The sequence below is a fragment of the Lysinibacillus sp. OL1 genome, from assembly GCF_004332175.1.
Taxonomy (GTDB): Bacteria; Bacillota; Bacilli; order Bacillales_A; family Planococcaceae; genus Lysinibacillus; species Lysinibacillus capsici.
The window spans coordinates 341,617-356,356 of record NZ_SJDS01000001.1; the positions used below are offsets into that span (position 1 = coordinate 341,617).

The following is a 14,740-nucleotide window of genomic DNA, read 5'->3' on the forward strand; positions in this document are numbered from 1 at the left end:
CACCTTTATACTATTAAAGAAAAGACAAAGTGGTTACGAATCTGTGGTGCGTGACACTAAAGATTTTTAATGATTCAAGTCAAATTACGGCTAACCTTTTTGCGTGTAAGATGAATCATTCCATAAAGAAGAATGAGCAGTTTTGATTTAGAAGTGATCACTTCGAGCAAGGAGATGATCAATTTGAAGTAAAAGAGAGCGCTTCGAACCAGGGAAAGAGCGGCTTTGCATGAAAAGAGAGTGCTTCAAGCCAATAAAAGAGCGGCTTTGAATCAGAAGCGAGCACTTTAAACCAAAGAAAGAGCGGTAGCGATTGAAAAGTGATCACTTAGAGCAAAGGAAAGAGCGGTTTTGAACAAAAATAATCACTTCGAGCAAAGAAAAGATCGGTTTTGAAAAAAATGATCACTTCAAACAAAAGCAAGAGCAATTTCAGTCAAAAAAGATCTCGCCTCCTGCTTCTCCAATAGTAGCGATCACCACACCCGAAAAGCAGCATGGTCTTAGCCGTTTTGCTGTAAAACCTTTTCCTCTAAAATGGTTAGAGCATGTTGGATGTCCTTTAGATCATCCTGGGTTGCGTGTTGAATAAGCTGTAAAAAGCGTTCTTCGATACAGGCAAATGCCTCCTCCATCATTTTTTCACCCTCTTTGGATAAACGGACATACTGTTTTCTGCGGTCGACTGTGTCGTTAAATTTTTCGATTAGCTGCCGTTCCTGCAATTTCCGAAGTTCACGGCTTGTGTTGGGTAAGGACATATGCTGACATTCACTGATTTCGGTTGGTGTGACAGGTTGGCTTACTTTAATATATTCAAGAATTTTATATTGTAGCGGTGTGATATTCGCAGCGGTAACATTTTGTGTGAGATCATGTGTCACTTGATGGATTGTGGCTGTAAAAGCTACAAACTGATGAAATAAAGCGCTTTTATTCAATGGGATCACCTCTTACTGTCAAGATAACAAATAACTTGTCCTAAAACAATTATCATTTGACAACTAAAATGAACTGAACTATTATTTTATTATCAAATGATAAGTAATGAGGAGGCGCACAATGAAAACGTTAATTGTTTATACATATCCCAACCATAAAAGTTTAAATTATGCTTTTTTACAAGAAGTGATAAAGGGGTGTCGAGAGAATCCTACCATCGAGGAGATTCAGATACTAGATTTATATGAAGAAGAGTTCGATCCACGCTTAATTTTCCATGAACATAAACGACGTCGTGATATGTATCGGGATCCGAAAATGGAAAAATACCGCCAACAGCTCTCTTGGGCAGATCAAATTGTATTTGTTTATCCGATCTGGTGGGGGAGACCTCCAGCCATGCTGTTAGGATATATCGACCAATTATTTGCAGCAAATTTTGCTTATCGAGATACAAAGGGGTTATTTCCAGAGGGTCTTTTAAAAGGGAAATCTGTAGTCTGTGTGTCCACGATGAAGGGGCCAACCAATTATCCATTTTTATGGTTGAACAATGCACATAAAATTTTAATGAAAAGGGCGTTGTTTAAATTTGTTGGAATGAAAAAAGTGAAGTTTTTTGAGTTTGGTAATATGGAAAGTAAAAAGGGGAAGCAACAGCAGAAACTAAATAAAGTATATCGATACTTTAGTAAAGTAGCATACTAGAAAAAATAACTCATGCAGACGGGGTTAGTCGTTTGCATGAGTTGGCGTACTGTCGATGGGGACAGTAATCAAAAATCTTGTATATTCTGCTATTTTGCTTTCTACAGCAATGGTTCCATGATGCATCTCAATTATTTTTTTGACAATGGCTAGCCCTAATCCGCTACCGCCATCTCCAGCAGTTCGCGATTGATCGGCCTTATAAAATCTTTCAAAAATATGCTTTTGTTGTTCTTCGGTTAAGCCAATACCAGTATCTTGGACCATCACGGTTATCGTGTCGAACTGCTTTTTCATAGATAATGAGATGGTTCCATTGGTAGGTGTAAACTTAATACTGTTTGTCAGTAAATTCATCCAGACTTGATTCATCAAATCCTCATCTGCAGTGATGCTCAGGTTATCAAGATCGAGATCAAAGTCAATCTGTTTGGCTAACCAATTCGGTTCTAGTGCCAGCACAACATTGCGTAGTTGTTTATCGAGTCGATAAGTTATAGGCTCAAATGGATGATGCTGCGATTCTAAGGAAGTTAGCTTGAGTAAATTGTCGCTAATTTTTGATAAACGATTACTTTCTAATTCAATTATAGCTAAATAATGCTGACGTTTTTCTTCAGGCAGGTTAATATTTTTCAAAGCCTTGGCAAAGCCATTAATAGACGTTAAAGGTGATTGAATTTCATGGGAGACATTGGAAATGAACTCCTGACGCATTCTTTCCAGTTCACCTAGCTCAACAGCCATATGATTAATACCATGAATCAATTGCCCAAATTGATCCTCCTCATCTGCTCTCAAATCCAGCTGAACATCAAAATCACCTTTTGCCATGCGGCTTAATGCATCTACAATCGTATCCCAATAGTTACGTTGTCGATTTAGTCCGATTAAAAAGATAATGGCAGCTGAACAGGCAAAAAGTGCAAACACCCCAATCACTGTTGCTAGTTGTAGCCAAAATCCATGAGGCTCAGTTCCTAACCGTCCATACAGCCATGAAGTTACATGATAGGAAATAAAAGCGAAAACAGTGTTTGCAATCAGAAACAGGCAAAAGACCATCGCTAATCTTAACAAGAATCTTCGTTTTCTCATGTGCCTAGTTCCAAGCGGTAACCAAGGCCCCGAATGGTGCGAATGACAAAGCCACTCGTCTCCTGTGGAAAGCGTTCTCGTATTCTTTTGATATGGACATCAACTGTTCGTTCATCTCCCTCATAGTCGTAGCCCCAGATTTCTTCGATTAATTGTTCACGGGAAAAGGTTTTACCAATATAGCTTGCAAGTGTAAATAATAGCTCGAACTCCTTCAAACGAAGTAGAATCGTCTCGCCGTTCATTTCCACTTCATGTGTATGGCGATTTAATTTGACATTTCCAGCCTCTACAACTTGAGAAAGAGAAATACGATATCTTTTTAAAATAGACTTAACACGTACGATTAGCTCGGCAGGCTCGAATGGCTTCACAAGATAATCATCTGTCCCTAAATGAAAGCCCTTGATTTTTTGAGAGGTTTCTCCTTTAGCTGTTAGCATAAGGATTGGTAGATCTGTATTGAATGAACGTATTTCCTCACATAATGCCCAGCCATCCATGTTGGGCATCATAATATCCATCACGACCATATCAACTTTCTCAGTGTCTAATTTAGACAGTGCATCGACACCATCGATAGCCTCTATTACTTCTAAGCCCTCGTTTTGTAGAAACACTTTTACCAATTCGCGAATATGTGCATCATCATCCACGACTAATAGTTTTGTCATCTCAACAAACCCCTTTATTCAACATCTTTAATGCGTAATTGCTGCATGGCAAACTCACGATACATAGCATGTGTTTTAAAGAGTGTTTCGTGTGTACCACAGCCTGTAATATGCCCTTTCTCCATAAACAATATTTGATCGGCATCTACCACTGTCGATAAACGGTGCGCAATGACTAGTGTTGTGCGTCCTTGCATTAAGTTATCTAATGCTTTTTGTACATAAATTTCTGATTTACTATCTAAGCTTGATGTTGCCTCATCCAGCATTAATATTTGCGGATTACGTAAGAGCGCTCTTGCGATAGAGATACGCTGACGTTGTCCTCCTGAAAGCTTGATGCCTCGTTCTCCAACTTCAGTATCGAACTTGTCTGGAAGCTCGTTAATAAATTGATCTGCATAGGCCATTTTAGCCACTTTTTCTAGCTCATCATCTTGTACTTCACGGTCTATACCATAGCAAATGTTTTCTCGAATCGTACCTGAGAGCAGGGCACTTTCCTGCGCTACATAGCCGATTTGACTGCGCCAAGAGTGGAGTGAGAAAGTTTCGATTGGTATATCTCCTAGTGTGATACTGCCGTTCGTTGGCTGATAATATCGTTCTAGCAGTGAAAATGTGGTTGTTTTACCACCACCACTTGGTCCAACGATGGCTGTTACTTTGCCTGGTTCAATTGTGAAATTAATATTGGATAAAATGGGCTCCTCACCATAAGAAAAATCAACATTTTTAACATAAATGGGTTGATCTACTTTTTCTACTGTTAAGCCTTCATCAATATGTTCTTCCTCATATTCAAGCAATGCACTAATTCGTTCTGTAGCACCCATGGCTTTTTGGAGCTGGGTAAAGAACATCGTTAATTGCGTCATTGGCATAATGATTTGGATTAAATATAAAATAAATGCCACCATATCGCCAGCCGTCAGCTCTCCAGAGGAAACACGGACACCACCATAGCCAATAATAGCTACAAGCACAGACATCAGAACGAATGAAATCAGCGGGGAGATCAGCGCATGGATTTTTGCTTCTTTTAAGCCGAATGTAAAGAGATTCGTAATGCCCTTTTTTCCACGCTCATATTCAATTTGCTCAGCGTTTGAAGCCTTGACTAGGCGTGTTTCAGGTAATACTTGATTTAATACTGACGTAAATTTCGCTGTTTCATCTTGCATCCCTTTTGAAATCACAAACATGCGTCGCCCTAGCAACATTAAGATCACCATTGCCAGTGGTACGGCGATCAGCATGACTAATGTCATTTTCCAATCTAAAAATAGAAGAATGATAATAGAACCTATTATGGAGATAACGCCAGATAAACAGTTTGCTAAATGCTCTGTTATCAGCTCTTTCACAACCGCCGTGTCATTCGTAACACGGCTCAATGTTTCACCAGTATCATGTTCATCATAATAGGGGATTGGTAAATGCAATAGCTTTCTCCATAGCTGGTCACGTAATTTTGCCACAACATGATGTCCAACTCGATTTAAATAATAGATGGATAATCCACTGGCAATAGCCTGTGCGATAAAGGCAATACCTAGTACAATAATTTGCCAATAATTAAGCGATTCTAACGAAAAGCCATCCACTAATTGTTTTGTAAATAATGGAACAATAAACCCTACACCTGTCGTTGCTAAACTCATCACTAAAGCGATGACAAGTAGCCATATCGGTGGTTCGGCACGTTTTACTAACTGTATAAAACGGCGCCAATCTTTTTGTTTAGACATATCATTTGATGTTTCTTGCAAAGAAATAAGCCTCCTTCATTGTCTGAAAACAATGTATTTCGTTTCTATGGCTTTACTATAGCATGCGTTTATGAACTGAATATGAAATGAATGGTCATCAAAAAAGGTGATGCGATCACCACCTTTTGATACTAGTCTGCAAATTCATCGTGGTATAAAGACTTACCAAGCAAGCGATAGATTCTTAAGGCTAGCTGGATTTGTAACAGCTCCTCATAGCTTTTTAAATCGGTTTTTAAAATTTCTTTAATCTTTTCAATCCGATAAATTAACGTATTGCGATGGATAAACATTTCCTTGGCTGTTTCACTTAGATTCATATGATTAATAAAGTAATTTTCTAATGTAAGTAGATAGCTTGTCCCATGTAATAGATCATGCTCAAAGACAGAACCCAAGCTTTCTAAGAAAAAGTCCTTTAGCTGCACTTCATTAATATTCGAATCTAAAAAATGATAAATGGAGTGATCTGCATAATGAGCCACTGCCCCACGCTCTTCGAAGCGGTGCATAAGACGGAGAGCTTCATGTGCCTCTGCAAAGCTTTTATGGACAAAACGTATATGTTTATATTCTTTGCCAATTCCCATTAAGAAAGAGCTTTGCGTATGTTGCTGTACTAATAATTGGAGAATGTTTTCTGCGTATTGCTTTGTTTCATTGATCGTGAAATCTTGTTTGTTGTCTTGCTGTCCAACTAATATAATGATTTGATTGTTGCGATAAAGGCATGTAATTTCCCCATTAATTGTGCTAGAGTGCTCATAAATTAAATTCATACATTTTTTTGCAATATTATCGGTTTCGTATTTTCTAGAAATTAAATCATGCTGATTTTGCAAATTTTCATGGCTAATAGAGATGACGATGCAATAATATTTATGGTTGATCTTTAAGCCGTGGAGATCGCATAGTGTTTGTAGCGTTTCAAGCGAAGTGATTTTTCCAGTCAATAAATCATCAAAAAACTCTTGTTTAATCTTTAGACGTACACCCTCAATTTCCTTCTGTTTTATCCTTTCTAGTGCCACAATCGTGGAGGCTTGCTCTAAAACGATGAAATCAAACTCATTCAGATCCCGTACAGTTTGCCAAATGACAATATAGCCATAAATATAGTTGGCTACTGCAACAGGAAGAATTCTACATTTTACGGCTAGATCTTCTAATTGATAGATTCGTGTAATGGATTTTTGCATTTCATTGAGATCATTCGGAATGGTATTTATAAAATCCTTTGAAAATGTTGGACGATTCTTCTTTAAATTAATGCCATAAGCAAGGGGTACAGGATTCGTATCAAGATCTGTATAATGCAGTAAATTCCAGTCATTATCTAAAAAAATAATCGGGTTATTAATTGTTTCAGCTAACTTAGAGGAAATAGATTCGATGCCTCCTCCTTCAAGCGCCACCTTAAATAGCGTATTGTGCATGTCCAAAGATTTTCTATTTAATAGATCATAACGGCCAGATGCCTTTTCATTGATAATCGAGATGACCTTGGAAAGGGTGTAATTATAAGGTAACTCTAATAACGGCAATCCATGCTGATTGGCAATATCGATCATGTTTTGAGGCGTCTTTTGTAAATAGCGTCTCATTTTAATAACAAGGCCTGCACAATTGATTTTAGAGATTTCTTGGATAATTTTATTTTGTAAGGCTTCGTCATCTTGGAAGATGTAACCAGTCGTTAACAGTAATTCATTCGGTGTCAGCCAATCAAATGCATCGGGATTTTCGATAATGTTCACAAGTGCAATTTCATTGTGAATTCCTTGCTCTCCAGCAACAATTTTAATTCCTTCAAGTGCCTTTATCTCTAATATATCTTTAATTGTTAGCAAATGATTTCACTCCTTCGCCATAATCTTATCACAAAACATTGTACATATTGCCTAAATGATCTACATTCTTTTTGGTTTTGCTAAACAATGATATCTACGGCATAAGAGAATAAAATAAAGCTTGTAAGACGGAAATGTGAAAGTAGTAACATTCTCGCGGTTTATTTCTTTTTAGTTGAAATGAACAATAGGTCAGAGAAATGGAGGAATGAAATTGGTAGATATGAATGTGGTCTCAGAATTTTTAACTGCAGCTGAAGCAGGTGATAATAACGCTCTGAAAGGTTATTTACAACAAGGTGTGGATATTAATTCTCAAAATAAGCGCAAACGTACAGCAATTTTACTTGCTGCGATGAATGATCAATTAGAAACAGTAAAATTTTTAATTCAGGAAGGGGCAGATATTGACCTTCAAGATCAAATTTGTTTAAACCCATTTTTGTATGGATGTATAAATGGAAAGTTAGAGCTTGTGAAAATAATGCTACAAGCAAACACAGATTTAGAGCGTTTAACACGCTTTGGCGGTGTAGGGATTCATCCAGCAAGTGAGAAGGGCTTTGTTGAGGTAGTTCGTGAACTTGTAACGACTACAGACATCAATGTCAACCATACAAATATTTGTGGATGGACACCATTGATTGAAGCCATTCTTCTCAATGATGGGGGAGAAAAGCAACAAGAAATAGTTCGTCTATTAGTAGAACATGGAGCAGATACACAATTAGTGGATCAATATGGTGTGACACCATTAACAATGGCTAAAGAAAAAGGATTTACTGAAATTGAAAAAATTCTACTAGAAGCAGGAGCGAAATAGTAGTACTCCTACGACATAAAGAGGGTGTACATATGATACATGCCAAATTGGGTGATGATTATTTCCTGCAGCAAATAGTGGAGACGTTTACGGGAACGGTTCACAGCGTGTTTAAACATGCCTTAAATATACGGAGTGATGGTAATGATGAAATTTTTACACTTGCTACGAAGGCAATGGATCGGGCACCCAATACACTTGTCATTGATCTTGATACATTGGATCACCTGGGCATTCAGCAACATGACAGGGTATCGGTTCGCCATAATCAACTATTAATAGAAGAAAAATTAATAATAGCGATCCCTACCGCCTCTCGTTGGCAATGTCAGCTACCTATTTATCCAGCAAATTGTACACGCTTAAAAATGAATATGATTCGTGTTAAACAATTCATTGATTTACATGGGAAAGGCGGCGGCATAAAACGTAATGATTCTCCCGTCAGTGAATTTGAAGCAGAGACATCTAGATTATTACAGCAGCGCACAACTTTACTTTATGAGGAAATATTGAATCAACGTTTGGATCGTTTTCAGGCATATGCAGCTGATTTAGTAGGCTTGGGGCCAGGGCTAACACCATCAGGGGATGATTTTTTAGTAGGCTTATTTGCTATCATTCACTTACAAAATAGCCCGTGTTCTATGTATAAACCTTTGTGTGAAAGCGTCATCAAAGTGATTCAGCCTTTGACCAATGAGATTAGCTTTACAACATTGAAGAAGGCAGCATATGGACAAGTAAGGGAGTCCATCTGTTCATTCATACACGCCATTTTATATGGCACAGAAGTGGAATCCATTGAGGCTCTGAGAAAGGTGCTTGCTATTGGCTCCTCCTCAGGAACAGATATTGCCTTAGGGCTGATAAGTGGCTTAGAAGCCAATATAAAATTAGGAGGATAATGATGAGTATTAAAGTCGTAATTAAGCGCAACACATATTTTGATTCAGTGTCATTGATGTCACTATCTACAAAAGCGAATCAAATTGAAGGCGTCGAGCAAGCAATTATTGGTATGGGTACGGAGATGAACAAAGGAGTCATTCGTAACGTTGGTTTGATGACGCCAGAAGTGGAGGAGGCAACAGCAGGGGACTTAATGATTATTGTTAAAACTGCTAATGCGGATCAAACAGAAAGCGCTTACCTAGCAGTGGAAGAATTACTAACAAATAAAGATAAAGCACAAGCAAAAAGTGATATTAAATATGCAACGATTGATTCAGCTGCACAAGGAATTCCTGATGCAAACTTTGCGGTCATTTCTGTCAATGGGGCATTTGCCGTTCGCGAAGCACGCAAAGCACTTGAAAATGATCTACACGTGATGCTGTTCAGTGATAATGTAAGCGTTGAAGATGAAGTAGAATTAAAAACTTTAGCACATGAAAAAGGTCTATTAATGATGGGGCCAGACTGTGGTACGGCCATTATTGGTAATACAGGTCTTTGCTTTGCCAACGCTGTGAGAAAAGGCAATATCGGTATCATAGCAGCATCTGGTACAGGTAGCCAAGAGGTAAGTGTTCGTATTCATGACTTCGGTGGTGGAATCACACAACTGATCGGTACTGGCGGAAGAGATTTAAGTAAAGAAGTAGGCGGCATTATGATGCTTGATGGCATTAAAGCACTAGATGCGGATGAAGCGACAAAAGTGATCGTTCTAGTGTCGAAGCCACCTGAAGCAAGTGTTGAGAAAAAGGTGCTCGCACAAATCAAAGAATGCAGCAAACCAGTAGTGGTTTACTTTATCGGTGGTAATGAAGAGGCGGTAGTGGCAGCTGGTGGACAATTTGCTAAAACATCGAAAGAAGCAGCATTAAAAGCAGTCTTACTAGCAGGTATTGATGAAGCAGGCATTAACAAACGTGCACTTAACATTCCATTAGTTGAAGAGGTCCGTGCAAAATTAGCACCAGAACAAAAATACATTCGTGGGTTATTCTGTGGCGGTACGCTTTGTGATGAATCTATGTATCTAGCGATGGAAAAATTCGATAACATTTACAGTAACATCCAGAAAAATCCTGATTTCTTATTGAAAGATATCAATGTGAGTCAGGAACATACATTCATTGACTTCGGTGATGATGATTTTACAAATGGTAAACCACATCCAATGATCGATCCGTCTTCTCGCATTGAGCGCTTCTTACAAGAAGCAAAAGATCCGACAGTTGGTGTCATTGTGATGGACTTCGTATTAGGCTTTGGCTCTCATGAAGACCCAGTAGGTGTTATGCTTCCAGCCATCATTGAAGCTAAACAATTTGCTGAAAAAGAAGGTAGACATTTAGAGATCATTGGGTATGTCCTTGGAACAGACTTAGATACGCCAAACATAGATGAGCAAGTGAAAAAATTAATTGATGCAGGTGTTACACATGCAAGCAGTAGTACAAATGCAGGATTACTTGCTAGAGAAATGGTGTTGAAAGGAGAAAATCATGAGTAAGATTAATGAACTTTTTACAAGTAAAATTAACGTCATTAACGTAGGTATTGAACTTTTTAAGGATGATATATTAGCACAAAATGCAAGTGCTACACACCTAGAGTGGTCACCACCAGGTGGAGGTAAGCCAGAAATTATTGCAGCACTAAACAAAATCGATAAAGCAGAACTTGCTGAAAAAATCGAAGCAGCAAATCGTCTTGCAGTGGAAAAAATTGTGAACTCTCAACCCGTGCTGATTGGTTTCGATCAAGCCATCAATGTTGTGCCTGGCATGACGAAAAAAACAATTTTACACGCAGGACCACCCATTACGTGGGAAAACATGAATGGCCCAATGCAAGGCGCTGTTATGGGTGCACTTGTATTCGAAGGATTAGCAAAAGACTTAGAAGAAGCAGCAGTGGTAGCGGCTTCAGGAGAAATCACATTCTCACCTTGTCATGAGCATAATGCCGTTGGTTCAATGGCTGGGGTAACATCTGCTTCGATGTTTATGCACATCGTTGAAAATAAAACGTATGGCAATATCGCCTATACAAATTTAAGTGAGCAAATGGCAAAAATCTTGCGTATGGGTGCCAACGATGACAGCGTTGTCGAGCGATTAATATGGATGCGTGATGTGTTAGGACCAATTTTACGTGATGCAATGAAATTAAATAAAGACGGCATCGATCTACGATTAATGCTTGCACAAGCGCTCCACATGGGTGACGAATGTCATAACCGTAATAATGCAGGTACAAGCTTATTAATTCAAGCATTGACACCATATATCTTAGAAACAGATTATCCTGTTGAACAGAAGCGAGCAGTATTTGATTTCGTGGCAAGTAGTGATTATTTTTCAGGTCCTACATGGATGGCATGCTGTAAATGTGCATTAGATGCTGCACATGGAATCGAATATAGTACTGTCGTGACAACAATGGCACGTAACGGTGTAGAATTTGGTGTTCGTATTAGTGGCATGCCAGGTAATACATGGTTTACTGGCCCAGCACAAAAAGTAATCGGACCGATGTTTGCTGGCTACAAACCAGAGGATTCAGGTCTTGATATAGGGGATAGTGCTATTACAGAAACTTACGGTATTGGTGGTTTCGCAATGGCTACTGCACCAGCAATCGTTGCTTTAGTAGGTGGAACAGTGGATGAAGCAATTGGTTATTCTCGTAAAATGAAAGAAATTACGACGACAGAAAACCAAAATATTACCATTCCATTATTAAACTTCATGGGAATTCCTACTGGTATTGATATTCGCAAAGTCATCCAATCAGGTATTCTTCCAATTATTAATACAGCTATCGCACATAAAGAGGCTGGAATCGGTATGATTGGTGCTGGTATCACAAATCCTCCAATGGAAGCTTTTGAAAAAGCATTAATTACAATTAGTGAGAAGTGGGCTTAAGCCCACTTCCTATAAGTAGGAGGAGCTTTCTATGGAACACGCAAAAATTGAACAGTCCAATCAAGATTATAGAGCACTTGGCTATTCGGAAGAACTTTTACCAAAAGGTCCTCAGGAAAGAGACTGGGGAATCTTTAACTACATTACCGTGTGGATGGGCGCAGTTCACAATATTATGTCTTATATGACGGTTGCAGGGTTTTTTGTCTTAGGATTATCAGTTAATCAAGTTTTCTTAGCCATTATGCTTTCAGCAGTAATCGTCTCAGCAGGCTATTGCTTAAATGGATATTCCGCCTCTAAATATGGCATTCCGTTTGCCATATTACTAAGAGATTCATTTGGAGTAAAAGGCTCTATTATTCCAGCGTTATGTCGAGGGTTGATTGCTGGGGTTGTATTCTTTGGTACGACGACCGTTGTGGGCGCTCAATCCCTTAATGTATTATTTGCAAGATTCATTCCGAACTATATGTCTATTGGTGGAGACTTCACTATTTTTGGCTTAGATGTTCCGACTATGATTTCTTATATTATTTTATGGGTAATTACAGTTTTACTTTTTTTAGGTGGCATGGATATGCTAACGGTCTTCGGTAAATACTCATCACCGATTGTTTATATTTTCATTATTGGCGCAGCGATTTGGGCAATTAATATTGCTGGAGGAATTGGACCAATTTTAGCATATAAGCCTTCTACAACGATGGAAAGTCCATTGGTCTTTATTGCATGTGTTAGCGCATTGGTGTCTAACTGGGCTGGTCCAATTGTAAATATAGCAGATTTTACGCATAGAGCTAAATCGCCAAAAGCAATGATCTATGGCTTATCCATCGGTATGATCGGCTCATATCTATTATTTGCGATTACTTGTATTAGTTTAATAGCAGGGACAGAAATTGCTTTTGGGCAACCAATTTTTAATATTGTAGATGCTATTGATAAAATTCAAAATCCCTTTTCAGTAATTGTATTAATTTTAGCTTTAAATGTAGGCGCAACAGCTTTTGTAGTTTTTGGTAATTTATTACCATCTGGATTACAAATGACAACTTTATTCCCTAAAGTATTTACGGTCAAAACAGCAGGTATTTTAACAGCGATTATTGGCACAGTCATTTTGCCTTGGAAACTAGTATCGAGTACAGAAACGTTATTTTTCTTTTATAGTTTTATAGGCTCTATGTTTGGACCGATTGCAGGTATTATGTTGTCTAGCTTCTTTATCGAGCGTAAAAGACGTTTAGATTTATCTATGATGTATGTGGAAGAAGGTCATAATGGAGCTTATAAATCTGGCTATAACATCGTAGCATGTATCGTTCTATTAATAAGCTTCCTCTTACCAATGTCAGGTGCTTTCCTGAAAAGTGTGCCGTTTTTAGTACAGCTAAATAACTTTGCTTTCTTTAGCGGACTGATCGTGTCATTCATTTTATATACGCTGTTATATAAATTTAATCAGCAAAATGTTCAAAATAGTGTAGAAAAAGAAGTAGGGGTGTAGTTGTGAATAAATTAGTAATTGTAGCAATCGGCGGTAACTCGTTGGTAAAAGATAGTGGAAGTGAATCTATTCAAAGTCAGCAAGAGGCAGTTGCTCAAACTGTCGAGCATATCGCGGATATGATTCAGGAAGGTTATAAAGTGGTTGTCACACACGGCAATGGTCCACAAGTTGGTTTCACTTTACAAAGAAGTGAAATTGCTAATGAAGTATCAGGCATGCCAGCAATTCCGTTAGTAAACTGTGTGGCTGACACACAAGGTGGAATTGGCTATTTAATTCAACAAGCATTAATTAACGAACTGACTAAACGTCAAATTAATAAAAAGGTAGTCAGTGTGATTACACAAGTTGAAATCAATGAACATGATCCCAACTTTATTAACCCTACAAAGCCAGTTGGTTCATTCTTTACAAAGGAGCAAGCGGAGGCGATGCTAGTAGAGCATCCAGATTGGAAAATGGTAGAGGATTCTGGCCGTGGCTACCGTCGCGTTGTGCCTTCACCAAAACCAATCGATATCGTTGAAAAAGAGGCGATTAAATCATTAATTGATAATGATTATGTCGTGATCGCTGTAGGCGGTGGTGGAATTCCAGTTGTGAAAAAAGAAAATAATGTCTATGAGGGTGTAGATGCAGTCATTGACAAAGACTTTGCAACAAGTCTATTAGCGGCACAAGTAAATGCGGATTCATTAATTATTACAACGGGTGTTCCGCGTGTGTTTATTAACTTTGGAAAACCTGAACAACAAGCACTTGAAGAAATTACTGTTGAGGAAACAAAGCAGCATGTTCAAGATAATCAGTTCCCGCCAGGAAGTATGCTACCAAAAATCGAAGCAAGCTTAAGCTTCTTAGAAAATGGTGGTCATCGAGTAATTATTACAAACCCTGAAAGTCTGAAAGAAGCGATCAATAATCAGGCTGGTACTCATATTATTAACTAGGAGGAAACACGGTATGGATTATATTCAACTAGCTGTTGACAAAACAAAAGAAGGCATCGATCAAAATATTGGTGGACCATTTGGTGCAACCATTGTAAGAGGTGATGAAATCATCGCTGTTGTTGGCAATACAATGATGCGTGATACAGACATCACTGCACATGCAGAAATAGTAGCCATTCGTGAAGCCTCTAAAAAGCTTGGCACAATGGATTTATCCGATTGTGTCATCTACGCTACTTGCGAACCATGTCCAATGTGTGTGGGCGCTATTATTTGGTCGGGTATTAAAGAAGTTCATTATTGTAATACAGCAGAAGATGCTCATGTACATGGCTTCTCTGATATGCATCTACGTGATTACTTAACGGGTAAAGATAAGAGTGTCCTGAACATGCAAAAAATTGAAACGACTGAAGAATGTGATGCATTGTTCCATCATTTCAATGACAAAATGGCTAATAGTAAATAGATTAGAGCAGTCATATACTGCTTAAGTCTTTCCAGTGAATTAGAGTAGGGATCT

The 14,740-nt window shown here is 38.3% G+C and carries 13 protein-coding genes; 8 read left to right on the forward strand and 5 right to left on the reverse strand.

The genetic code is table 11. The features are described from left to right. Nucleotides 1-503: 503 nt before the first annotated feature. On the reverse strand, nucleotides 504-941 hold the full coding sequence (locus EW028_RS01760; RefSeq protein ID WP_131519717.1) for a MarR family winged helix-turn-helix transcriptional regulator: 438 nt from the start codon (nucleotides 939-941) through the stop codon (nucleotides 504-506). Nucleotides 942-1,062: 121 nt separating this feature from the next. Between EW028_RS01760 and EW028_RS01765 the strand changes: the two genes are divergently transcribed. Further along, nucleotides 1,063-1,650, forward strand: a complete 588-nt coding sequence (locus EW028_RS01765; RefSeq protein ID WP_054550751.1) for an NAD(P)H-dependent oxidoreductase — start codon at nucleotides 1,063-1,065, stop codon at nucleotides 1,648-1,650. A gap of 24 nt (nucleotides 1,651-1,674) precedes the next feature. On the opposite strand, the gene EW028_RS01770 is transcribed toward EW028_RS01765, so the two are convergent. The 4 genes from EW028_RS01770 to EW028_RS01785 form a co-directional block, all read right to left on the reverse strand. After that, nucleotides 1,675-2,748 carry a sensor histidine kinase gene (locus EW028_RS01770; protein WP_193767299.1) on the reverse strand — a complete coding sequence of 358 codons (1,074 nt, stop codon included), beginning with the start codon at nucleotides 2,746-2,748 and terminating at the stop codon, nucleotides 1,675-1,677. Further along, complete coding sequence (locus EW028_RS01775; protein WP_131519718.1) at nucleotides 2,745-3,422, reverse strand: response regulator transcription factor; 678 nt, start codon at nucleotides 3,420-3,422, stop codon at nucleotides 2,745-2,747. Before EW028_RS01775 ends, EW028_RS01770 begins: the two co-directional genes overlap by 4 nt. Nucleotides 3,423-3,436: 14 nt before the next feature. After that, a complete protein-coding gene (locus EW028_RS01780; RefSeq protein ID WP_131519719.1) occupies nucleotides 3,437-5,194 on the reverse strand; it encodes an ABC transporter ATP-binding protein in 1,758 nt (585 codons plus the stop codon). Nucleotides 5,195-5,325: 131 nt separating this feature from the next. Next, nucleotides 5,326-7,044, reverse strand: a complete 1,719-nt coding sequence (locus EW028_RS01785) for a PucR family transcriptional regulator (RefSeq protein WP_131519720.1) — start codon at nucleotides 7,042-7,044, stop codon at nucleotides 5,326-5,328. A gap of 214 nt (nucleotides 7,045-7,258) precedes the next feature. On the opposite strand from EW028_RS01785, the gene EW028_RS01790 reads away from it, so the two are divergent. The 7 genes from EW028_RS01790 to EW028_RS01820 are packed head-to-tail and all read left to right on the forward strand — an operon-like array spanning nucleotide 7,259 to nucleotide 14,686. Then, nucleotides 7,259-7,867, forward strand: coding sequence for an ankyrin repeat domain-containing protein (locus tag EW028_RS01790; RefSeq protein WP_081011059.1), 609 nt, complete (start codon nucleotides 7,259-7,261; stop codon nucleotides 7,865-7,867). Between the two features lie 32 nt (nucleotides 7,868-7,899). Next, entirely contained in the window at nucleotides 7,900-8,775 is an 876-nt protein-coding gene (locus EW028_RS01795) for an oxamate carbamoyltransferase subunit AllH family protein (RefSeq protein WP_131519721.1), read from the forward strand. Nucleotides 8,776-8,777: 2 nt separating this feature from the next. Further along, nucleotides 8,778-10,331: an acyl-CoA synthetase FdrA gene (fdrA, locus tag EW028_RS01800; protein ID WP_131519722.1), complete on the forward strand. Its 1,554-nt coding sequence runs from the start codon at nucleotides 8,778-8,780 to the stop codon at nucleotides 10,329-10,331. Beyond that, nucleotides 10,324-11,751: a YlbE family protein gene (locus tag EW028_RS01805; protein WP_131519723.1), complete on the forward strand. Its 1,428-nt coding sequence runs from the start codon at nucleotides 10,324-10,326 to the stop codon at nucleotides 11,749-11,751. The genes fdrA and EW028_RS01805 overlap by 8 nt, the downstream gene beginning before the upstream one ends. A 31-nt stretch (nucleotides 11,752-11,782) precedes the next feature. Further along, nucleotides 11,783-13,261 carry a cytosine permease gene (locus tag EW028_RS01810; protein WP_131519724.1) on the forward strand — a complete coding sequence of 493 codons (1,479 nt, stop codon included), beginning with the start codon at nucleotides 11,783-11,785 and terminating at the stop codon, nucleotides 13,259-13,261. 2 nt (nucleotides 13,262-13,263) lie between these two features. Next, the gene (arcC, locus tag EW028_RS01815; RefSeq protein WP_048389956.1) at nucleotides 13,264-14,214 is read left to right on the forward strand and encodes a carbamate kinase; all 951 of its coding nucleotides are present in this window, start codon (nucleotides 13,264-13,266) and stop codon (nucleotides 14,212-14,214) included. 13 nt (nucleotides 14,215-14,227) lie between these two features. After that, nucleotides 14,228-14,686, forward strand: a complete 459-nt coding sequence (locus EW028_RS01820; protein WP_054550759.1) for a nucleoside deaminase — start codon at nucleotides 14,228-14,230, stop codon at nucleotides 14,684-14,686. Nucleotides 14,687-14,740 lie beyond the last annotated feature (54 nt).

What these genes read in the sequence shown, in the direction of transcription:
- EW028_RS01770 (WP_193767299.1), bottom strand. Translation starts at nt 2,748, where the DNA reads ATGAGAAAACGAAGATTCTTGTTAAGATTAGCGATGGTCTTTTGCCTG.
- EW028_RS01795 (WP_131519721.1), top strand. Translation starts at nt 7,900, where the DNA reads ATGATACATGCCAAATTGGGTGATGATTATTTCCTGCAGCAAATAGTG.
- EW028_RS01805 (WP_131519723.1), top strand. Translation starts at nt 10,324, where the DNA reads ATGAGTAAGATTAATGAACTTTTTACAAGTAAAATTAACGTCATTAAC.
- EW028_RS01820 (WP_054550759.1), top strand. Translation starts at nt 14,228, where the DNA reads ATGGATTATATTCAACTAGCTGTTGACAAAACAAAAGAAGGCATCGAT.
- fdrA (WP_131519722.1), top strand. Translation starts at nt 8,778, where the DNA reads ATGAGTATTAAAGTCGTAATTAAGCGCAACACATATTTTGATTCAGTG.
- EW028_RS01765 (WP_054550751.1), top strand. Translation starts at nt 1,063, where the DNA reads ATGAAAACGTTAATTGTTTATACATATCCCAACCATAAAAGTTTAAAT.
- EW028_RS01775 (WP_131519718.1), bottom strand. Translation starts at nt 3,422, where the DNA reads ATGACAAAACTATTAGTCGTGGATGATGATGCACATATTCGCGAATTG.
- EW028_RS01810 (WP_131519724.1), top strand. Translation starts at nt 11,783, where the DNA reads ATGGAACACGCAAAAATTGAACAGTCCAATCAAGATTATAGAGCACTT.